The 21059-nt window shown below is 71.5% G+C and carries 16 protein-coding genes and 3 pseudogenes; 6 read left to right on the top strand and 13 right to left on the bottom strand.

Annotated elements, in window-relative coordinates; genetic code table 11:
- Positions 1 to 212: 212 nt before the first annotated feature.
- From AC07EJ_RS39025 to AC07EJ_RS39015, 3 genes are all read right to left on the bottom strand, one after another.
- Positions 213 to 1658 carry an aldehyde dehydrogenase family protein gene (locus AC07EJ_RS39025; RefSeq protein ID WP_389485582.1) on the bottom strand — a complete coding sequence of 482 codons (1446 nt, stop codon included), beginning with the start codon at positions 1656 to 1658 and terminating at the stop codon, positions 213 to 215.
- A gap of 171 nt (positions 1659 to 1829) precedes the next feature.
- On the bottom strand, positions 1830 to 3527 hold the full coding sequence (locus AC07EJ_RS39020) for a PucR family transcriptional regulator (RefSeq protein ID WP_389485580.1): 1698 nt from the start codon (positions 3525 to 3527) through the stop codon (positions 1830 to 1832).
- 140 nt (positions 3528 to 3667) lie between these two features.
- Positions 3668 to 6061: a type IV secretory system conjugative DNA transfer family protein gene (locus tag AC07EJ_RS39015; protein ID WP_393586993.1), complete on the bottom strand. Its 2394-nt coding sequence runs from the start codon at positions 6059 to 6061 to the stop codon at positions 3668 to 3670.
- Between the two features lie 229 nt (positions 6062 to 6290).
- Between AC07EJ_RS39015 and gabT the strand changes: the two genes are divergently transcribed.
- Together gabT and AC07EJ_RS39005 are read left to right on the top strand one after the other, a co-directional pair.
- The gene (gene gabT / locus AC07EJ_RS39010) at positions 6291 to 7625 is read left to right on the top strand and encodes a 4-aminobutyrate--2-oxoglutarate transaminase (protein WP_326773881.1); all 1335 of its coding nucleotides are present in this window, start codon (positions 6291 to 6293) and stop codon (positions 7623 to 7625) included.
- A 271-nt stretch (positions 7626 to 7896) separates the two neighbouring features.
- Positions 7897 to 8577 carry a phosphatase PAP2 family protein gene (locus AC07EJ_RS39005; protein WP_389485574.1) on the top strand — a complete coding sequence of 227 codons (681 nt, stop codon included), beginning with the start codon at positions 7897 to 7899 and terminating at the stop codon, positions 8575 to 8577.
- Positions 8578 to 8595: 18 nt separating this feature from the next.
- Here AC07EJ_RS39005 and AC07EJ_RS39000 read toward each other — a convergent pair whose 3' ends face one another.
- The 7 genes from AC07EJ_RS39000 to AC07EJ_RS38970 form a co-directional block, all read right to left on the bottom strand.
- Positions 8596 to 9063 (bottom strand): hypothetical protein, encoded by a 468-nt coding sequence (locus tag AC07EJ_RS39000; protein WP_389485571.1) that lies wholly within the window; start codon positions 9061 to 9063, stop codon positions 8596 to 8598.
- A 116-nt stretch (positions 9064 to 9179) separates the two neighbouring features.
- Positions 9180 to 10607 (bottom strand): NAD(P)/FAD-dependent oxidoreductase, encoded by a 1428-nt coding sequence (locus AC07EJ_RS38995; protein WP_389485569.1) that lies wholly within the window; start codon positions 10605 to 10607, stop codon positions 9180 to 9182.
- Positions 10608 to 10620: 13 nt separating this feature from the next.
- The gene (locus AC07EJ_RS38990) at positions 10621 to 11418 is read right to left on the bottom strand and encodes an ABC transporter permease (RefSeq protein ID WP_389485566.1); all 798 of its coding nucleotides are present in this window, start codon (positions 11416 to 11418) and stop codon (positions 10621 to 10623) included.
- Positions 11418 to 12341, bottom strand: coding sequence for an ABC transporter permease (locus AC07EJ_RS38985; RefSeq protein ID WP_389485563.1), 924 nt, complete (start codon positions 12339 to 12341; stop codon positions 11418 to 11420). Before AC07EJ_RS38985 ends, AC07EJ_RS38990 begins: the two co-directional genes overlap by 1 nt.
- Positions 12338 to 13495 (bottom strand): ABC transporter ATP-binding protein, encoded by a 1158-nt coding sequence (locus tag AC07EJ_RS38980; protein WP_389485560.1) that lies wholly within the window; start codon positions 13493 to 13495, stop codon positions 12338 to 12340. Before AC07EJ_RS38980 ends, AC07EJ_RS38985 begins: the two co-directional genes overlap by 4 nt.
- A 49-nt stretch (positions 13496 to 13544) precedes the next feature.
- On the bottom strand, positions 13545 to 14798 hold the full coding sequence (locus AC07EJ_RS38975) for a polyamine ABC transporter substrate-binding protein (RefSeq protein ID WP_478886006.1): 1254 nt from the start codon (positions 14796 to 14798) through the stop codon (positions 13545 to 13547).
- An 88-nt stretch (positions 14799 to 14886) separates the two neighbouring features.
- A complete protein-coding gene (locus AC07EJ_RS38970; protein ID WP_389485555.1) occupies positions 14887 to 16413 on the bottom strand; it encodes a gamma-aminobutyraldehyde dehydrogenase in 1527 nt (508 codons plus the stop codon).
- A gap of 206 nt (positions 16414 to 16619) precedes the next feature.
- On the opposite strand from AC07EJ_RS38970, the gene AC07EJ_RS38965 reads away from it, so the two are divergent.
- Positions 16620 to 17207 (top strand): NADAR family protein, encoded by a 588-nt coding sequence (locus AC07EJ_RS38965; protein WP_389485553.1) that lies wholly within the window; start codon positions 16620 to 16622, stop codon positions 17205 to 17207.
- A gap of 93 nt (positions 17208 to 17300) precedes the next feature.
- On the opposite strand, the gene AC07EJ_RS38960 is transcribed toward AC07EJ_RS38965, so the two are convergent.
- Complete coding sequence (locus AC07EJ_RS38960) at positions 17301 to 18101, bottom strand: DUF4190 domain-containing protein (protein WP_478886005.1); 801 nt, start codon at positions 18099 to 18101, stop codon at positions 17301 to 17303.
- A gap of 401 nt (positions 18102 to 18502) precedes the next feature.
- On the opposite strand from AC07EJ_RS38960, the pseudogene AC07EJ_RS38955 reads away from it, so the two are divergent.
- The 3 genes and pseudogenes from AC07EJ_RS38955 to AC07EJ_RS38945 all read left to right on the top strand — a co-directional run.
- Positions 18503 to 19611, top strand: a pseudogene (locus AC07EJ_RS38955) (adenosine deaminase); the annotation flags it as partial.
- Between the two features lie 21 nt (positions 19612 to 19632).
- Positions 19633 to 20322, top strand: coding sequence for a glycerophosphodiester phosphodiesterase (locus tag AC07EJ_RS38950; RefSeq protein ID WP_478886004.1), 690 nt, complete (start codon positions 19633 to 19635; stop codon positions 20320 to 20322).
- Positions 20323 to 20349: 27 nt separating this feature from the next.
- A pseudogene (locus AC07EJ_RS38945) lies at positions 20350 to 20469 on the top strand (IS5/IS1182 family transposase); the annotation flags it as partial.
- Positions 20470 to 20505: 36 nt separating this feature from the next.
- Here AC07EJ_RS38945 and AC07EJ_RS38940 read toward each other — a convergent pair.
- Positions 20506 to 20856 (bottom strand): antibiotic biosynthesis monooxygenase family protein, encoded by a 351-nt coding sequence (locus AC07EJ_RS38940; protein ID WP_389485546.1) that lies wholly within the window; start codon positions 20854 to 20856, stop codon positions 20506 to 20508.
- A gap of 124 nt (positions 20857 to 20980) precedes the next feature.
- Positions 20981 to 21059: pseudogene (locus AC07EJ_RS38935) on the bottom strand (DUF1772 domain-containing protein); the annotation flags it as partial.

Genomic DNA, 21059 nt, shown 5'->3' with positions numbered 1-21059 from the left:
AGGGACAAGGGTCCGCCGGGCCTGCCGTCAAATGGCGGGCCCGGGAATGCGGACGGCCGGAGCCCCCGCACAGTGGGCTCCGGCCGTCCATGGCCGGCGTACGGGTCAGGCGTACGCCGGAGTCTCGCTGGTCCTAGATCATTTCGACGAGGGCCGAGGGTCTTTCGTTTGGATCAGGCCCGCGAGCCCGGCATGATCCAAACGACGAGGGCCTAGAGGGCCAGGCCCGTCAGGACGAGCACACGCTCGTACGTGTAGTCGTCCATCGCGTGGCGCACGCCCTCGCGGCCCACGCCGGACTGCTTGACGCCGCCGTACGGCATCTGGTCCGCGCGGTAGGACGGGACGTCGCCGATGACCACGCCGCCGACCTCGAGGGCGCGGTGGGCGCGGAACGCCGTCTGCAGGTCGTGCGTGAAGACGCCCGCCTGAAGGCCGTACTTGGAGTCGTTGACCGCGGCGAAGGCCTCGGCCTCGCCGTCGACCTTCTTGACCGTGAGAACCGGTCCGAAGACCTCCTCGCAGGAGATCGTCACGCCGGCCGGCACGTCGGCGAGGACGGTCGGGGCGTACGTGGCGCCCTCCCGCTTGCCGCCCGCGAGCAGCGAGGCACCCGCGGCGACGGCCTCGTCGACCCAGGACTCCACGCGCTTGGCGGCGTCCTCGTTGACCAGCGGGCCGACGTCGGTGGCGTCGTCCGCGGGGTCACCGGTGACCTGCGCCTCGACGGCCGCGACGATCTTCGGCAGGAGCCGCTCGTACAGGGAGGCGTCGGCGATGACGCGCTGCACGGAGATGCAGGACTGGCCGCCCTGGTAGTTGGAGAAGGTGGCGATGCGGGTCGCCGCCCAGTCCAGGTCCTCGTCGGAGGCCCAGTCGCCGAGGACGACGGCCGCGCCGTTGCCGCCGAGCTCCAGCGTGCAGTGCTTGCGCGGCACGCTGTCCATGATCGCGTAGCCGACCTTGTCCGAGCCGGTGAACGAGATGACCGGCAGGCGCTCGTCCTGGACCAGGGCGGGCATGCGGTCGTTCGGGACCGTCAGGACGGACCAGGAGCCGGCCGGGAGGTCCGTCTCGGCCAGCAGCTCGCCGAGGATCAGCGAGGAGATCGGCGTGGCCGGAGCCGGCTTGAGGATGATCGGGGCGCCGACGGCGATGGCCGGGGCGACCTTGTGGGCGCTGAGGTTCAGCGGGAAGTTGAACGGCGCGATGCCGAGGACGACGCCCTGCGGGATGCGGCGGGTGAGCGCGAGCCGGCCGGTGCCGCCCGCGTCGGTGTCGAGGCGCTGGGCCTCGCCGCCGTTGAAGCGGCGGGCCTCCTCGGCGGCGAAGCGGAAGACGGAGACGGCACGGCCGACCTCGCCGCGCGCCCACTTGATGGGCTTGCCGTTCTCGGCGGAGATCAGCTGGGCGATCTCCTCGGTGCGCTCGGTCAGCCGGTCGGCCACGTGGTTGAGGGCCTTGGCCCGTACGTGGGCGGGGGTGGCGGCGAACTCGTCGCGGACGGCGTACGCGGCGGCGACGGCCTCCTCGACCTGCGCGTCCGTGGGCACGCTGACCTTGCCGACCAGCCGACCGTCGTAGGAGTTGGTGACGTCGAAGGTGGCGTCACCGGTGGCCTCGCGGCCCGCGAGCCAGAAGGCGTGAGTGGCGGTCATAGTCGGTCCCGGCCCTTCCGCAGTGGGTGTGTACTGGGGTCTTTCCGGACCAACGGTAGGGGGGACGGGGCGGAGCCGTGTTTGTCCGACGTGTCGGAGTCCGGGCGGGCCGCACGCCGCTTTGGCAGAAGCGGGGCGCGGATCCGCTCCGCAACGGCGGGCCGGGCGGCCCTACTCGCCGCTCGCGCTCGTCGCCTTGAGGGCCAGCCACAGCTCCATGCGCACGTCCGGGTCGTCGAGCGAGCGGCCGAGGATCTCCTCGACGCGCCGCATCCGGTAGCGCAGGGTGTGCCGGTGCACGCCGAGGTCGGCGGCGGCCGCGTCCCACTGGCCGTGCCGCGAGAGCCAGGCACGCAGCGATGCCACGAGGTCGCCGCGGCCGGTCGCGTCGTGGTCCTTCAGGGCGCGCAGGAGGCCGTCGGCGAAGGCACGTACGGCGTCGTCGGCGAGCAGCGGCACGACGGAGCCCGCGGCGACCTCCTCGTGCTCGACGAGGGCGCGCCCGCGCCGCCGGGCGACCGAGAGGGCCTGCTCGGCCTGCTTGTACGCGGTCGCGGCGGCGATCGGCCCGGCCGGTGCGGACAGGCCCACCACGAGTTCGTCCTCCTCACCCGCCCCGCCCTGCTCGCGCTGGGTCAGCCGGGCGGTCTCCAGGGCCTCGGCGTACTGGGTGCAGGAGCCCGCCGCCGCGCCGCCGTCGGCAGCGAGCAGGACGAGCCGGTCGCCGTCGGGCACCACGAGGACGGCCTCCCCGGAGCGCGCCGCGGCGGCCTCCACGACGTCGGCGAGCCCGGTGAGCGGGTCCCCGGAGGCGGTGACGGCCGCCGGGCCGGTGCCCGGCGCGGGCCGCTCCGGCTTGTCGAGGGCCACGCGCGCGTGGCCCTCGGCGTGCGCGCGGCCCGCCGACGCGGACGCGACCTCGGCGACGATCACCCGGAAGGGCGCGTCGAGCAGCCCTCCGTACAGGTCCCCGGCGACGGTCCTGGCGTGCTCGGGCTCCCCCGCGAGGAGCATCCGCAGGACCGCGGCGCCGATGCGCTGCTCGGCGGCGTGCAGCGAACGGGAGCGCTCGGTGGTGAGGGTGAGCAGGGCGATGGCGGAGTGCAGCGCGTAGCGCTCGGCGGTGCCGAGGGCCGCGGCGGTGCCGACGGCGAGCGCGGCCCGGGGCCTGCGTCCGGTGCCGAGCGAGTGCAGTTCGACGCGGTCCTCGTCCCCGCCGCCGTTCTCTTCGCTGCCGCCGACGACGGCGCTGGCCGGGGCGGGCCGCTCGCGCAGCCGCTCGACGTCGGCGACGAGCCGGGCCGCCCGGCGCCCGGCCCACTCCGGCGCGGCCGCGACCACGGCGCCCGACGCGTCGTACAGCGCGGCCCAGCCGTCGACCTGGCCGGCGAGCACGCCGAGCAGCCCCTCGGGCCCGCCGCTCAGCGCCTGCTTGGTCAGCTCGCGCTGGGCGGCGAACCCCGCGGTGACGGCGCGGTACTGGTCCGCGGCGATGGCGGCGGAGACGGCCTTGCTGATGGCGATGAAGGGGGTGCGGCGCGGCACTTCGAGGAGCGGGAACTCCTCGTCCCGGGCCGCGTCGACGAGGGCCTGCGGGACGGCGTCGTAGTTGACGCCGACGGCGAAGCCGAGCCCGACGACCCCGGCACCCGCGAGCCGCTTCACATAGCGGCGCATCGCCTCCGGGTCCTCCGCGTCCAGCTTGAGCGCGGTGAACAGGAGCAGCTCGCCGCCCTCCATGTACGGCACGGGGTCGGCGAGCTCACTGACGTGGGCCCAGCGCACGGCGGTGTCCAGCCGTTCCTCCCCGGCGCGCACGGTCAGCTTGAGCGCGGAGTGGTGGACGAGGGAGGCGAGCGTGGGCGGCATGAGGCCTTCAGGTGGGCGACAGGTGATGTTCGGGTGGGGGGTGGGTCCTGTGGATCTTTTGGCCGGTACGTATGAACGACCAGTGTCGATTCTGCCTCACCGTACGTACGTCTGCGGCCTCCCCCACCCGGCGGGCCACCTCAGTCGCGCAGGTCCACCAGGCGCGGCGGCGCGTGCTCGCCGCGGACCGTGGTGAGCGAGAGCACGGCGTGCCCCGGCGGGACGGCGTGGGCGAGGTCGGAGGCGGACCAGCGCTCACGTTCGACCCTGCGCACCGTGACCGCGTCGGTCGTCACCGCTTTACCGGTGACCATCTTGCGCAGTTTGTGCAGGGCGCGGGTCAGCGGCTGGTTCGCGAAGACCGCGTGCTGGGCGACCTCCTCGGTCTCGACCCACTCCGTGCCCCAGGCCTCGGCGAAGCGCCGCCCGTCCCATGTCGTGACGCCGGAGAACGCCATGCGGCAGCCGACCGCAGCGTACAAGGGCCCCTGCAAGGACTCGGCGACCTCGCCGATCGTCCGCAGGCCGAGCACCACTCCGGCGTTCGCCGACCGGAGCCGCTGAATGGCCCGCACCGTCTCCGCAGTCAGGGTCCGCGACGCGTCGTCGAGGATCAGGCAGGCGAAGTGGCGGCGCTGCGGCCGGCTGCGCACGGCGGAGGTGAACTGGGCGAGCAGCAGCCGGGCGAGCAGCCGCGACGCCTCCTCGTGGCCCTGCTCGGGCAGGTCGACACGGACCCGCAGCGGGTGGTGGGTGACGGCCCGGACCGAGAACGGGCGTCCCGCGTCGCCGGCGTCGAAGAAGTCGGCGAACACCGGCCGGTCCAGCAGGCCGAGCCGGTCCGCGAGGCTCGGCCCCGGGTCGTTCATGGTGCCCGACTGGCGCAGGCGGGCCTCCAGTTCGCGGCGCATCGCGGAGCGTCGCGCGTCGTCCTCCGCGTCGCCCGTGAGCCGTGTCCTGAGGTCGGCGAGCGCACCCGGCTCCCCTTCCAGCAGCTCCCGCAGCACCTGTACCGCGGGGAACCTGCCGTGCACGGCGTGATACGGCCCGAGCAGTTGGGCGAGCGCGGTGGCGGCGCGGAGCGTGTCGACGGTCTCCAGGTCCCCGACCAGCCCTTCGGCGAGGAAGGCGGCGGCCTCGTCCGGGTCCGTGGAGCCGGCGAACAGGTCGAGGCCGTACGTCGAGCCGGGGTCGCCGGGCTTGACGACGATGTCGTACGCGTCATCGGGTCCGAGCGGGGTACCGGCCGCGCAGACGGCGATGACGGCGCACTGGCCGGTGAGTGCCTGCAGGGCCAGCGATTCGACCACGGGCCGCACGACACCGACGGTCTTGCCCGCGCCGGACGGGCCGACGGCGAGCATCGAGGTGCCGAGCACGCCCGGGTCGAGGGCGGCTCCGGCGCCGCGCAGGACGTACGGATTGCGCTCGTCGCGCGCGTACCGGCCGATCCGCACCTGGCCGACCAGGAGGTCGTGCACGGCGGCGCGGGCCGGCAGGTCCCGCTGGCCGGAGGGGTGCGTCCAGGCGGCCCCGCCCTGCCTGACCACGGTGTCGGTGAAAGTGACGGAGCCGTCCGGCCGCACCGTGGTATCCCGCCACGCATGGGCGACACGGACGCAGTCGACGTCGTTCATCCGGCCGCCCGCGACCTCCGCCGTGAGCACGTCGGCGGCCCGGTCCTGCCCGGCCGCCCGCAGCTCGGCCCACTGGGCGCGGGCGGGGGGCGGGGTGCCGGGCCGCGGCGGGGCCTTGCGCGACCCCTTCCGGGGCCGCCCCGACCAGGCGTCGAGCCAGCCTCCGATACGGGCGAACGGCCACAGCACGGCCAGGGTGATCAGGGCGTACAGCGTGTAGGCGAGGACCGGGACCTTGAAGAATCCGCTGCCGCCCGTGACGAGGACGACGAGGGAGAGGACCGGGTCGGCGACCGGCAAGGGACGCCAGTCGAGCCCCAGGGCGGCCGGCCACACGAAGATCAGCACGCCCACCGCGGCGACCGACGCGATGACAGCGCGGGCGGGCTGGGGGCGGTCGGTCACGAAGTGCCGGATGCCCGCCGCCCAGGCGCCGAAGCGTCCGACCAGGAAGACGATGACCGCGAAGGCCACGCCTTGGTACACGACCAGCGCGTCGACTGCCTCCTGCTCCTTGGGGGTCGTGGTGCCGGTCCACCACCACCTGTCCGGCGTCAGCACCTTCAGCGGCACCCACTGGTACGGGAGGGTGCCTTCCCGCCACAGGCCCCACAGGAAGACACCGACCACGAACGAGCCCGCCATCCAGGCCAGCAGCCGGCGCCCGACGGCGGCGGTGTCCTGCTCGGGCGGCCGCGGGACGTGCCCGTAGCGCCACACTCCCGGATCGGCCTTGGGGCGGCGCACCGAAAGCCATTCGGTCACGGAACCGCCGCCGGGCGCCTGCCGGGGCATCGGCGGCGCGGCCGGGCGGGGCGGCTGCGCGGGGCGGGGCACCGACCCGCGCAGCCGCCTGCCAATCGGGTCGTGTGTGCCCTGCGTGCCGTCGGTGTCCATTGCCCTTGCCCCCTGACCTGCCGGTCTGTGTGTCCGCCGGTCAATCTAGTGCCCCTACAAGGGGAGTTCACCGGTTACGCGCCCGGACCTGGGGCGATCCCCGTGCGGCGGCCCTATGTCCACGACGGACAACGCCACCCGCGAACAACGCCCCGATGGAGCATGCCCCACCCCGCCCCTGGCCCCTAACCTGCGAAGAAAGCACCCGAAACACCCCCAGGAGCCCCGCATGAGCGCAGTCCCGCAGGAGCGCCGCGTCGTCACCGCCATCCCCGGTCCGAAGTCGCAGGAGCTGCAGGCCCGACGTACCGCCGTGGTCGCGGCCGGCGTGGGCTCCACGCTGCCGGTCTTCACCGCCCGCGCGGGCGGCGGCATCATCGAGGACGTCGACGGCAACCGCCTGATCGACTTCGGTTCCGGCATCGCCGTGACCTCGGTCGGCGCCTCCGCCGAGGCCGTCGTGCGCCGCGCCTCCGCCCAGCTGCAGGACTTCACCCACACCTGTTTCATGGTCACGCCGTACGAGGGCTATGTGGCCGTCGCCGAGGCGCTGGCCGAGCTCACGCCGGGTGACCACGCCAAGAAGTCCGCCCTGTTCAACTCGGGCGCCGAGGCCGTCGAGAACGCCGTCAAGATCGCCCGTGCGTACACCAAGCGCCAGGCCGTCGTCGTCTTCGACCACGGCTACCACGGCCGTACGAACCTGACGATGGCGCTGACCAGCAAGAACATGCCGTACAAGAACGGCTTCGGCCCGTTCGCGCCCGAGGTCTACCGCGTGCCGGTGGCCTACGGCTACCGCTGGCTGACCGGCGCGGAGAACGCGGGCGCCGAGGCATCCGCCCAGGCGATCGACCAGATCACCAAGCAGATCGGTGCCGACAACGTCGCCGCCATCATCATCGAGCCGGTCCTCGGCGAGGGCGGCTTCATCGAGCCGGCGAAGGGCTTCCTGCCCGCGATCCGCCAGTTCGCCGCGGACAACGGCATCGTCTTCGTCGCGGACGAGATCCAGTCCGGCTTCTGCCGCACCGGCCAGTGGTTCGCGTGCGAGGACGAGGGCATCGTCCCCGACCTGATCACGACCGCCAAGGGCATCGCGGGCGGTCTGCCGCTCGCCGCCGTGACGGGCCGCGCCGAGATCATGGACGCCGCGCACGCGGGCGGCCTCGGCGGCACCTACGGCGGCAACCCGGTGGCCTGCGCCGGTGCGCTCGGCGCCATCGAGACCATGAAGGAGCTCGACCTCAACGCCAAGGCGAAGAACATCGAGGCCATCATGAAGGCCCGCCTCGCCACCATGGCCGAGAAGTTCGACATCATCGGCGACATCCGTGGCCGTGGCGCGATGATCGCCATCGAGCTCGTCAAGGACAAGGCCACCAAGGAGCCGCACCCGGCGGCCGCCGCCGCGCTCGCCAAGGCCTGCCACGCCGAGGGTCTGCTGGTCCTCACCTGTGGCACCTACGGCAACGTGCTGCGCTTCCTCCCCCCGCTGGTCATCGGTGACGACCTGCTCAACGAGGGCCTGGACATCATCGAGACCGCGTTCGCGGGCGTCTGAGCCGCTTCGGTGACTTCAGGTAACGGTCAGGGCGTGTGAAGAACGTGTGCGGGGGCGATGACGGGTTGCTGTTCCCGCTGTCGGACGCCCACGCCCTGCCGTACGGTTTCTGCAGATGAGAGAAACACCCCGCCCACAGGGGACTGTGGGCGAAACCGGGACGGAGCCTCCCCAGCCCCGCCCTGGTCGTGCCCTCGCGCACACACCCGGAGCTTCTGGCTCCGGAACTCCTCACCGATCGGATGGCCGCCCGCCCCAAACCCCCCGGGGCGTGCGGCAAACCGGTCAGGTCGGCCGCCTCGGAACTACCCCCCCTGTTCCGGGGCGGCCGACCATTTTCCGTTGGGCCGCCGTTCTGAGCGCCCTGCTCTTCCTCTTCCTCACCTGGCAGATCGCCGCCGGCGGTGCGCTGCGCCGCGCGGACGAACGCCTCGGCGACGCGATCGGATCCAGCGGCCTGTCGAAGAGGGCCGCCGAACTCCTCGCCGACCTCGGCAACATCACCGTCGCGCTCCCGGTCCTCGCCGCCGTCCTCGGCTACGCCGCCTGGCGCGCCCGTCGCGACGGCGTGCCCCGCTGGTGGAAGCCCCCCGTCACCGCCGCGCTGACGATGGCCGCCGTCCCGCTCCTGGTCGTCCCGATCAAGGAGACGGTGTCCCGGACGGGCCCGGCCGTGATGGGCCCCGGCACCGGCTTCTACCCGTCGGGGCACGCGACGACGGCTGCGGTCGCGTACGGCGCCTGCCTCCTCATCCTGCTGCCGTACGTGCGCGGCGCCTACGCGCGCCGCGAACTCGTCATCGGCTACACCGTCCTGAACGCGGCCGTCGGCCTGGGCCTGGTCCGGCGCGGCTACCACTGGCCACTGGACGTCGTCGGCGGCTGGTGCCTCTCGGCGGTCCTCCTGTACGTGATGTGCGCGGTGTGGGCGGGCCGGGCGCCGCGCGGCTGACCCGGCCGGCCCATCGGGCTACTCCGGTACGTCGTCCCGGGCGAGCTGCGCCGCCGCCTCGTGCATCGCCAGTTCCAGGACCGTCGGGTCGGTGAGGGTGCCCGAGCCGTCGGGCGGGATCAGCCAGCGGACCCCGCCGGCGGCGCGGCCCGGATGGGGATGGGGGACGACGATCCAGGTGCCGCTGCCGGCGCCGCGCACGCCCGTGCCGAGCCAGCGGGTGGCCGTGCCGGAGGGCACGAAGAAGCCCATGCGGGCGTCACCGAAGTCGGCGAGCACGGGGCCCGGCCGGTCGATGACACGGGTGAGCACGTCGAGCGTCGGATACCCCAGTTCGCCGGGCAGTATCAGTACGTCCCAGAGCCTGCCCGCGGGAAGGAGCGCGACCCCGAGGGGGTTGCGCTCCCATTCCCAGCGGCAGGCGTCCGGATCCGGTGCCACGGACGCCAGCCACTCGACCGCCGACTTCGCCCCCGAGCCAGTCATGGCGGGACCTCCTCTTCCTGGTACGCAGTTGCCGAAAGCTGTGCGTGTCACCAGGGAGAGGAGGCCGGGCCGCGAGCATTACGCGGGTTCTGCCCACGAGTTGTCGCGGATTCGGGTCAGCTGTCGAAGCCGAGGCCCGCCTTGTCCATGGCCTTCAGCCACAGGTTGCGCCGGCCGCCGTTGTCGTCGGCGCGCGCCAGGGACCACTTGGTGAGCGCGATCCCGGTGTAGGCGAACGGCTCGGGCGGGAAGGGCAGCGGCTTCGTGCGGACCATCTCCAGTTCCGTACGCTCCGTGCGCTCGCCGGAGAGCAGGTCGAGCATCACGTCCGCGCCGAAGCGGGTCGCGCCCACGCCGAGGCCGGTGTACCCGGCGGCGTAGGCGACGCGGCCCTTGTGGGCCGTGCCGAAGAACGCCGAGAAGCGGGAGCAGGTGTCGATGGCCCCGCCCCAGGCGTGGCTGAAGCGCACCCCTTCCAGCTGCGGGAAGCAGTGGAAGAACTGGCCGGCGAGCTTCGCGTACGTCTCGGGCCGGTGGTCGTACTCGGCGCGCACCCGCCCGCCGTACGGATAGATCGCGTCGTAGCCGCCCCACAGGATCCGGTTGTCCGCGGAGAGGCGGAAGTAGTGGAACTGGTTGGCCGAGTCGCCGAGGCCCTGGCGGTTCTTCCAGCCGATGGAGGCCAGCTGGTCGTGGTTGAGGGGCTCGGTCATCAGCGCGTAGTCGTAGACCGGGACGGTGTACGAGCGCACGCGCTTGACCAGGGACGGGAAGACGTTCGTGCCGAGCGCGACGTGCTGGGCGAAGACGCGCCCGTAGGGGGTGCGGACCGCGGTCCCGGCGCCGGACGAGGAGAGTTCGAGCGCCGGGGTGTGCTCGTAGAAGCGCACGCCGAGGTCGAGGCAGGCCTGCTTGAGGCCCCAGGCGAGCTTGGCGGGGTGCAGCATCGCGACGCCGCGCCGGTCGTACAGGGCACCGAGGAAGGTCGGCGAGTCGACCTGTTCGCGGGTCGCGTCGGCGTCGAGCAGCTCGGTGCCGTCGGCGAGGCCGACCTCGGTCAACTCCTGGTGGAATTCCTGGAGTTCGGTGACCTGGTGCGGCTCGGTGGCCACGTCCAGTTCGCCGGTGCGCTCGAAGTCGCAGTCGATGGAGTAGCGGGCGACCGCGTCCTCGATCGCGTCGAGGTTGTGGTTGCCGAGCTCCTCCAGCTTCGCGATCTCGCCGGGCCAGCGGGCCAGCCCGTTCGCGACGCCGTGGGTGAGGGAGGCGGCGCAGAAGCCTCCGTTGCGGCCGGACGCCGCCCAGCCCACCTCCTGCCCTTCGAGCAGGACCACGTCGCGCCCGGGGTCGCGCTCCTTGGCGAGGAGCGCGGTCCACAGGCCGCTGTAGCCGCCGCCGACGACGAGCAGGTCGCAGCGTTCGTCGCCGGTGAGCGCCGGCTGGGCCTGCGGCCTGCCGGGGTCGTCCAGCCAGTAGGCCAGCGGCTTGGCGTCCGCCAGTGACTTGATCCAGTCGGTACCACGGTTCATGGCACGTGCGGCCATGATTTCAACTCCCTCAAACTGCCTTGTTCTTACGCTTGCCGATCAGCATCGCGGCAAGGACCAGCAGCACGGCGACGATGAACATCGCCGTACCGATGACATTGATCTGAACGGGCGTACCGCGCTGCGCGGATCCCCAGACGAACATGGGGAAAGTCACGGTCGAGCCCGCGTTGAAGTTGGTGATGATGAAGTCGTCGAAGGAGAGCGCGAAGGCGAGCAGCGCGCCCGCGGCGATGCCCGGCGCGGCGATCGGCAGCGTGACCCGTACGAAGGTCTGGAAGGGACCGGCGTAGAGGTCCTGGGCGGCCTGTTCGAGGCGCGGGTCCATCGACATGACGCGCGCCTTGACCGCCGTCACGACGAAGCTGAGGCAGAACATGATGTGGGCGATGAGGATCGTCCAGAAGCCGAGCTGTGCGCCCATGTTGAGGAAGAGCGTGAGCAGCGAGGCGGCCATGACGACCTCGGGCATCGCCATCGGCAGGAAGATCAGCGAGTTCACGGCGCCGCGGGCGCGGAATCGGTAGCGCACCAGGGCGAAGGCGATCATCGTGCCGAGGACCGTGGCGCCGATCGTCGCCCACAGAGCGATCTGGAGGCTCAGCGACAGCGAGCCGCACATGTCGGCGACGCCGCAGGGGTTCGTCCACGCGTCGAGCGAGAACTGCTGCCACTCGTAGTTGAAGCGCCCCTTCGGCTTGTTGAAGGAGAACACCGTCACGATGACGTTGGGCAGGAGCAGATAGCCGAGGGTGATCAGACCCGCGATGACGACGAGATTGCGGCGCAGCCAGCGTACGAAGGGCATCAGACCAAGTCCTCCGTTCCGGACCGGCGGATATAGACGGTGACCATGATCAGGATCGCGGCCATCAGGATGAAGGAGAGTGCCGCCGCCGTCGGGTAGTCCAGGATGCGCAGGAACTGCGTCTGGATGACGTTGCCGACCATGCGGGTGTCGGTGGAGCCGAGCAGGTCGGCGTTCACGTAGTCACCGGCGGCGGGGATGAAGGTGAGCAGCGTGCCGGAGACGACGCCCGGCATGGAGAGCGGGAACGTCACCTTGCGGAAGGTGGTGGCGGGCGTGGCGTACAGGTCGCCCGCCGCCTCGTGCAGCCGGCCGTCGATGCGCTCCAGCGAGGTGTAGAGCGGCAGGATCATGAACGGCAGGAAGTTGTACGTGAGTCCGCAGATCACGGCGAGCGGGGTCGCGAGGACGCGGTCGCCGTCCGTCATGCCGAGCCAGCTCGTGACGTCCAGGATGTGCAGGGCGTTCAGCGTGCTGACGACCGGGCCGCTGTCGGACAGGATCGTCTTCCAGGCCAGCGTGCGGATCAGGAAGCTGGTGAAGAACGGCGCGATGACGAGGATGAGGACGACGTTGCGCCAGCGTCCCGCGCGGAAGGCGATGAGGTAGGCGAGCGGGTAGCCGAGCGCCAGGCACAGGATCGTGGCGGCGCCCGCGTAGAGCACCGAGCGCAGGAACTGCGGCCAGTAGTCGGCGAGCGCGTCCCAGTAGGTCGCGAAGTGCCAGGTGACCTTGAAGCCGTCCTCCAGGGAACCCGTCTGGACCGACGTCGACGCCTGGTAGACCATCGGCAGGGCGAAGAAGACGACCAGCCACAGGAGGCCGGGCAGCAGCAGCCAGTACGGGACGAGGCGGCCGCGCTTGCGCGGCCGGCGCGCGGTCTTGCCGGCCGGCGCCGCGGGCGTTTCGGTGACGGTGGTCATGCTGCGGCGTCCTCCTCGACCTTCGCGGCGCCCGCCTCGATGTCCTGGGCGGCGTCGAGGCCGAAGGTGTGCGCGGGGTTCCAGTGCAGGACGACCTCGGCACCGGGGGTGAGCCGGGTGTCGCGTTCGATGTTCTGCGCGTAGACCTCGAAGGCGTCGCAGAGCGGGCTGTCGACGACGTACTGCGTGGAGACGCCGATGAAGCTGCTGTCGGCGACGCGGCCGGTGATGCGGTTGCGGCCGTCGGGTATGGAGCCCGCGTCGTCGGCGTGCGTGAGGGAGATCTTCTCGGGGCGTACGCCGACGAGGACCTTCCCGCCGGTGGTAGTGGCGGCCGTACAGCGGGAGGCGGGCAGCACGAGCTTGCCGTCGCCGGCCTTCAGGGTGAGGTCCTCGCCGCTGCGGCCGGCGACCTCGGCCTCGATGAAGTTCGACGTGCCGAGGAAGTTGGCGACGAACGTGGACCCCGGGTTCTCGTACAGGTCGGCCGGGGCGCCCAGCTGTTCGACGCGGCCCGCGTTCATCACGGCGACCGTGTCGGCCATGGTCATGGCCTCCTCCTGGTCGTGCGTGACGTGGACGAACGTGATGCCCACCTCGGTCTGGATGCGCTTGAGTTCGAGCTGCATCTGGCGGCGCAGCTTGAGGTCGAGGGCGCCGAGCGGCTCGTCGAGGAGCAGCACCTTGGGGTGGTTGATCAGGGCGCGCGCCACGGCGACGCGCTGCTGCTGGCCACCGGAGAGCTGGTTCGGCCTCTTGCGGGCCTGCTCGCCGAGCTGGACCAGGTCGAGCATCTCCCCGACCTGCTTCTTCACGGACTTGATGCCGCGGCGGCGGAGGCCAAAGGCGACGTTCTCGAAGATGTCGAGGTGCGGGAAGAGCGCGTACGACTGGAAGACGGTGTTCACCGGGCGCTTGTAGGGGGGCAGCGCGGTGACGTCCTGGTCGCCGAGGTGAACCGTTCCTGTGGTCGGCTCCTCAAGTCCCGCGATCATGCGCAGCGTTGTGGTCTTGCCGCAGCCGGAGGCACCGAGCAGGGCGAAGAAGGAGCCCTGCGGCACGGTGAGGTCGAGCGGCTGGACGGCGGTGAAGCCGTTGTCGTACGTCTTGCTGATGCCGGTGAGACGGACGTCGCCGCCGTGGTCGGTCGTCATGGTGAGTCCAAGGAGTCCGGGGGAAGGGTGTGTGGGAGCGCGGGCCGGTTCAGGCGCCGGTGAGCCGGGCGAACTTCTCCTCGAACGACGTCTCTTCCTTGGCGGTCAGCGCGCGGAAGCCGTGCGCCTTGGCCGCCATGGCCTTGTCGGGGACGATCAGCGGGTCGTTCCCGGCCTTCTTGTCGATCCTGGTGAGTTCGGGCTTGACGATGCCGGTGTCGAGGGGCGTGACGTAGTTGATCGCGGCGGCGATCTCCGCGCCGACGGCCGGCTCGTAGAAGAAGTCGATGAGCCGCTCGGCGTTCGTCTTGTGGCGCGCCTTGTTGGGGATCAGCATGTTGTCGGTCGACGTGAGGTAGCCGGCGTCCGGGATGGCGAACCTGACGTCCGGGTTGTCCGCCTGGAGCTGCACCACGTCGCCCGCCCACGCCAGACAGGCCGCGAGGTCGCCCTGGCTGAGGTCGGATATGTAGTCGTTGCCGGTGAACCTGCGGACCTGCTTGTTGTCGACGGCCCTCTGCACGCGCGCGGTGGCCGCGTCGAAGTCGTCGGTCGTGAAGTCGCGCGGGTCCTTGCCCATGTCGATCAGCGTCATGCCGATCGTGTCGCGCATCTCGGAGAGCAGGCCCACCCTGCCCTTGAGCTTCGGGTCGTCCAGGAGCTGCGAGACGGAGGTGATCTCCTTGCCGCCGGTGGCCTTCACGTTGTACGCGATGACCGTGGCGATGCCCTGCCAGGGGTAGGAGTAGGCACGGCCGGGGTCCCAGTCGGGGTTGCGGAACTGGGAAGCCAGATTGCTGTACGCGTGCGGCAGGTGGGCCGGGTCGAGCTTCTGCACCCAGCCGTAGCGGATCAGCCGGGAGGCCAGCCAGTCGGTGAGGACGATGATGTCCCGGCCGGTGTCCTGGCCCGCCGCGAGCTGCGGCTTGATCTTGCCGAAGAACTCGACGTTGTCGTTGATGTCCTCGGTGTACTTGACCGTGATCCCGGTGCGCTTGGCGAAGGCGTCCAGGCTGGGGTGGTGCTTCTTGTCCTTGCTGAGGTCGATGTACTCGGTCCAGTTGGAGAAGTTGACCACCTTCTCCTCGGCCGAGTGGTCCTCGGACGAGACGCCGCCCTGGCTCTTGCTCGCAGCGGGAATGCCACAGGCGCTCAGCGACCCGAGCCCGCCGACGGCGAGCGCGCCGCCCGCGGACGCGCGCAGCAGGGAACGGCGGCTCAGGGCCGCCCTGCCGTTGCGGAAGCTGCGCCGCATGGCGGCGAGTTGTGCCGCGGACAGGCTTTCTGGCTCGTACTGCTCCATGCGCGTGGGTGCCCTTTCGGGAGAGGTGGCCGCCCCTTGCGGGCGGCCGGTGCGGCTGCCCGCGGCGGCAGCCGCAGATTGGCTAGGGTCAGTCCCCGAAGATCGTGCGGTGCCAGGCCTTGCGGGCGACCGCGGTGTTGTCGAACATGACGTGCTTGATCTGCGTGTACTCCTCGAAGGAGTAGGCAGACATGTCCTTGCCGAAGCCGGACGCCTTGTAGCCGCCGTGCGGCATCTCGCTGAGGATCGGGATGTGGTCGTTGACCCAGACACAGCCCGCCTTGATGTCGCGGGTGGCGCGGCCCGCCCGGAACACATCCCTGGTCCAGGCCGAGGCGGCCAGGCCGTAGGGGGTGTCGTTGGCGAGGCGGATGCCCTCGTCGTCGCTGTCGAAGGGCAGGACCACGAGCACGGGGCCGAAGATCTCGGACTGGACGATCTCGCTGTCCTGGGCGGCGTCCGCGATGAGCGTCGGCCGGTAGTACGCACCCTGCTTCAGGTCACCCTGCGGGATGACACCGCCGGCGACCACGCGCGCGTAGGAGCGTGCCCGGTCGACGAATCCGGCGACTCGGTCGCGCTGCGCGTGCGAGATCAGCGGGCCGAGGTCGGTGTCGGGGGCGAACGGGTCGCCGACCCGGACGCTCTCCATGAGGTCCGCGACGCCCTGCACGAAGGCGTCGTAGAGGGGGCGCTGCACGTACGCGCGCGTGGCGGCGGTGCAGTCCTGGCCCGTGTTGATGAGGGCGCCCGCGACCGCGCCGTGCACGGCGGCCTCCAGGTCGGCGTCGTCGAAGACGACGAACGGCGCCTTTCCGCCGAGTTCGAGATGCAGCCGCTTCACGGTGGAGGTGGCGATCTCGGCGACGCGCTTGCCGACGCCCGTCGACCCGGTGAAGGAGGTCATGGCGACGTCGGGGTGCCCGACGAGGTGCTCACCGGCGTCCCGGCCCGCGCCCGTGACGATGTTGACGACGCCGTCGGGGATGCCCGCCTCGGTCGCGGCCTGCGCGAACAGGAGGGAGGTGAGCGGGGTCAGCTCGGCGGGCTTGAGCACGATGGTGTTGCCCGCCGCGATCGCCGGGAGGACCTTCCAGGCGGCCATCTGGAGCGGGTAGTTCCAGGGGGCGATGGACCCGACGACGCCGATGGGCTCGCGCCGCACGTACGAGGTGTGGTCCCCGCTGTACTCGCCGGCGGACTGGCCCTGGAGGTGCCGGGCGGCGCCCGCGAAGAACGCGGTGTTGTCGACGGTCCCGGGGACGTCGAACTCGCGGCTCAGCTTGAGGGGCTTGCCGCACTGCAGGGACTCGGCCTGCGCGAGGTCCTCGGCGCGCTCGGCCAGGACGCCCGCGAAGCGGTGCATCGCGTCGGACCGCTCGCCCGGCGTCGCGCCGGCCCAGCCGGGGAAGGCCTCGCGGGCCGCGGCCACGGCGGCGTCCACGTCCGCGGTGCCGGCCAGCTCGTACATGTAGACGTCCTGGCCGGTGGCCGGGTCGACGACTGCGTGGGTGCGGCCCGATGTGCCCTTGGTGAGGCGGCCCGCGATGTACTGGGCGCCTTCGGCGAACCGGTCCTGGGCCTGGAAGCGGGTGCTGTTGCCAGGGTTGTGCATTATCGCTCTCCTCCGCCGGAGCCCCGTCCCGCGGGGCCGGCGTAGCTCCAGCTCGATTTGAGTGCCGATCCTGACAGAGGCGATGTACTGCAACAAGTGATTCCGTTGTTGCCTTTTGGTTACGCGACGGAATCTGTCGACCAGGTGTCGAGTCCCCCTGAAAAACCCAGGACGGAGTGTCCGTGGTGCGTGCCAGACTCGCGTGCATGGGGAAGATCGACAAACTTGAGGGGAACGCGTCCATCCACGATCGGGACTCGCTGGTCAGGGCGGTGGAAGCAGGTGTACGGGTCAAGTACCTGCACTTCTGGGGGCACACACCGCGGGCGGACGGCACGGTCGGGGCGAGCTGTCTCAGTCAGTGGTGGGTCGCGCCGTTCACGGTGGACGGGGTCGAGTACGCGACGGCGGAGCACTGGATGATGGCCGCGAAGGCCCGGCTGTTCGGGGACGCGGAGGCCGAGCGCAGAGCCGTCGGCGCGGCGCATCCCTCGCAGGCCAAGAAGGCGGGGCGCCTCGTGCGGGGCTTCGACGAGGAGGTCTGGGCGCGCGAGCGGTTCGGGATCGTCGTCGAGGGCAGCGTGCACAAGTTCGCGGCGCACGCGGATCTGCGGGCGTTCCTGCTCGGGACGGGCGAGCACGTCCTGGTCGAGGCCAGCCCGCTCGACCGCGTGTGGGGCATCGGACTCGCGGCCGACGCGGACGCTGCCGCCGATCCGAGACGGTGGCGTGGCCTCAATCTGCTGGGGTTCGCGCTGATGGCGGCGCGCGAGCGGCTGAAGGACCGGGCCTGACGGCCCGGCCCTGCGTCGCCGGTTTCCTACTGGGTTTCCACCACGCTCCTACCGGGTCCCCGCCGAACTCCTACCGGGTTTCCCCGAGCTCTTCTACCGGGCGGCGGAGTACCCGCTGTCGCTGCTGCTGTCGCTCGACGAGTCACTGTCGGCGATGACGAAGAACATCAGGGCCAGCGCGAGTACCAGTCCGCCGATTCCGCAGATCAGTCCGGCCAGCGCCTGGCCCCGGTTCGTGGCCTCGCCCCGGCCCGCCCTCGCGCGGCCGACGGCGCCGAAGATGATGGCGAGGATCCCGACCACGATCGCGATCGGCCACAGGACGAAGCCCACGGCCGAGATGATCCCGAGCGTCAGGGCAGCGACGCCCATGCCGTTGGCGGGCTGCGGCTGCATTCCGGGCCAGCCGTAGCCGGGACCGCCGTAGCCCACCGGGGCCGGACCGGTCGCGGCGTGCCGGCCGTAGCCGTAGCCGTACGGGGCGGACGGGTAGCCGTAGTGCATCTGCCCCGGCCCGTCGGGCGAGACGGGCGGCGGGGGCACGGGCTCACCGGGCGGCGCGAAGGGGTTGGCCCCCGCCGCCCAGGGAGCACCGGCCTGCATCGCCGGGTAGCCGGGAGGCATCGCGTAGGGGGCACCCGGCGGCTGCGCGTGCGGGTACGGCTGCCCGTGCGGGTACGGCTGCGGTGCCCAGGCGCCGGGAGCCGGCGCGGCGCCCGCGGAGGGCGCGGCGAACGGGTTGTACGGCTCGCCGGGCGCGGACGGCGCGGCGAACGGGTCCACCTGCGTCTCGGCGTGGGACGGGGACGGCGGGGCGAACGGGTTCGCGGGCGCCTCCCCCTGCGACGGCTGCGCGAAAGGATTGGCTTGCGCCTCCCCCTGCGACGGCGGCACGAACGGGTTCACCGGCGTCGGAGCAGCCGGCCCGGCCTCTTCCTGTGCAGCCTCGCCTTGTGCGGCCTCCCCCTGTGCCACCTCCCCCGGCACGGCGTCCCGCGGCCCCGCGCTCTGCAACCACGGGGGTTTCGGCACCGCGTCACGCGGGCCCGGGTCCGTCGGGGCCGCCCATGGATCCGGTTCCCCCTTCCCGAGGGACACCCTGCCCGCAGGCGGATCCCCGGCACCCGCGCCCCGGTCCCCCGACGTCGGCTCCGGAGAAGCCGCCAGACCGTTGGCACCCTCAGCGCCCTCGGCCGCCTCAGCGCTCTCTGTGCCCTCTATGCCCTCGGACATCACTCGCTCGTCCCCCTTCTTCTCCCACCCGGACGTCCCGTCATGCTACGGCCGCCGCCAGGTCACGGCCGGGGCACGCCTACGATGACTGCGACCCATCGATCAGCCGATCAACCAAGTTCCTGGGGAGGAATCCGTGACCGATCTGCATGCCTTTATCGCCGGACTGCCAAAGGCAGAGCTGCATGTGCACCATGTCGGCTCGGCGTCCCCCCGGATCGTCTCCACACTCGCGGCCCGCCACCCGGACTCCAAGGTCCCGACGGACCCCGAGGCGTTGGCCGACTACTTCACGTTCACGGACTTCGCGCACTTCATCGACGTATACCTCTCGGTCGTCGACCTCGTGCGCACGCCCGAGGACGTCCGTCTGCTCACGTTCGAGATCGCGCGGGACATGGCCCGGCAGAACGTGCGCTACGCCGAGCTGACCATCACCCCGTACTCCTCCGTCCGCCGCGGCATCGACGAGTACGGCTTCATGGCGGCGATCGAGGACGCGCGCAAGGCCGCCGAGGCCGAGTTCGGCACGGTGCTGCGCTGGTGCTTCGACATTCCCGGCGAGGCGGGTCTCGAGTCCGCCGAGGAGACCGTGCGGCTGGCGACCACCGACTCGATCCGCCCGGAGGGCCTCGTCTCCTTCGGGCTCGGCGGGCCCGAAGTCGGCGTGCCGCGACCGCAGTTCAAGCCCTACTTCGACCGGGCGATCGCCGCGGGCCTGCACTCCGTGCCGCACGCCGGCGAGACGACGGGCCCGGGGACCGTCTGGGACGCCCTGCTCCACCTCGGCGCCGAACGCATCGGCCACGGCACGACGTCCGCCCAGGACCCGAAGCTCCTCGCCCACCTCGCCGAGCACCGCATCCCGCTCGAGGTCTGCCCGACGTCGAACATCGCGACGCGCGCCGTGAAGACCCTTGAGGAGCACCCCATCAAGCAGTTCGCCGACGCCGGGATCGTCATCACGGTCAACTCCGACGACCCGCCGATGTTCGGCACGGACCTCAACAACGAGTACGTCGTCGCCGCCCGCCTCCTCGGCCTGGACGAGCGGGGCGTGGCGGCGCTCGCCAAGAACGCGGTGGACGCGTCGTTCCTCGACGAGCCGGGCAAGGCCCGTATCGCCGCGGAGATCGACACGTACACGGACACGTGGCTCGCCGGGGCATGACCGGCTGACCACAATGGGGCCATGCGTACCGTGACTGCCGTGGCCCACCGGGGCGACCCCTACCGCGTCCGTGAGAACACCCTCGCCTCCCTGCGCTCCGCGCTGGAGCGGGGGGCGGACGCGGTGGAGATCGATGTCCGTCTGACCCGCGACGGCGTGCCCGTGCTGCTGCACGACTCCACGCTCAAGCGGCTGTGGGACCACGACCGCCCGCTCTCCGCGCTCTCGTACGACGAGGTGCGCGGCGTCACCGCGGGCGGCGTGCCCACCCTCCAACAGGCCCTTGAGGTACTGGCCGAGCGGCGGGTGATGGTGGATCTGCCGGGCGGGGACGCGCGCACCGTCCGTACGGTCGTCGGCGTCATCCGTGACTGCGGCGCCGACGAGAGCGCCTACTACTGCGCGGGCGCGGAGACGATGCTGGCGGTGCGGCGCGCGGACCCGGCCGCCGAGATCGCGCTGACCTGGACGACACTGGCGCCGCCGCGGCCAGGGCTGCTCGAAGCGGTCAGGCCGACCTGGCTCAACTACCGTTTCCCGCTGGCCAGTCGGGAGCTGACCGCCCAGGTGCACCGCCAGGGCCTGCTGGTCTCCGCATGGACCCCGGACACGAAGTCGGCGATGCGCCGCCTCCTCGACGTCGGCGTCGACTCGATCACGACGAACCGCATCGACGTCCTGTGCGGGCTGCGCGGCGTGCACGGCGACTGATCCGACTCCTAGGGCGTTGGCGTTCGCCCGGTGGGGCGGCCTCGCAACAGGCCGGGCGCGGTCGCCGGGGACAAGGCGTACTCGTCCCGCGGCAACCGCGCCCACCCGCGCAGGCGCGGCATCAGGGCCGCCATCGTCGCCCGCCGAGGGCATCGCCCCCGTCACACGTCTACAGCTGCCGCCTCATACGTCGATCTGCTCGAAGATGTGCGGATACGACACGATGTCGTCGGGGAACTCGGCCGCCATGCGCTGGAACTCCGGGCTGCCGAACGCCGTGGCGAGCGCCTCGGTCGACTCCCAGACCGCGACGTTCATCAGGAGCTGACTGTCCGCCGTTCCCTTGTGCATCTGCAGGGAGACGAATCCCGGCTGAGCCTTCATGAACTCGGCCTGCCTCCGGAAGAGGGCCAGGAACGCTTCAGTCCTCTCCTTCGGGACGAAGAAGGTGTTGGCCAAGGCGATGGGCCCTGTCTTCTCCTTGAACTGCGCGAACATCGGCGTGTGCGGGTCGAGACTCTGCAGCTTTGCCATTTTCGGTACTTCCTCTCGCTATCGGTCGGTGGGGGTCGCTGGGGCCCACGTCCTGGGGATACCAGCGGAGTTCGAGCGTGTTGGTGTCATTGCGGCTGACGGCCGGGCGGGCCGGCTCGCGGGGTCAGGCGAGGGCGGCGACGAGCAGGGTGAAGGCGGCGATGATGACGGCGACGCGGACGTAGTGGAAGCGGTCCCAGCGG

The organism is Streptomyces sp. NPDC045026 (assembly GCF_056432625.1).
The sequence above is the reverse complement of the archived record's forward strand: the minus strand, read 5'-3'. Positions and strand labels throughout refer to the sequence as shown.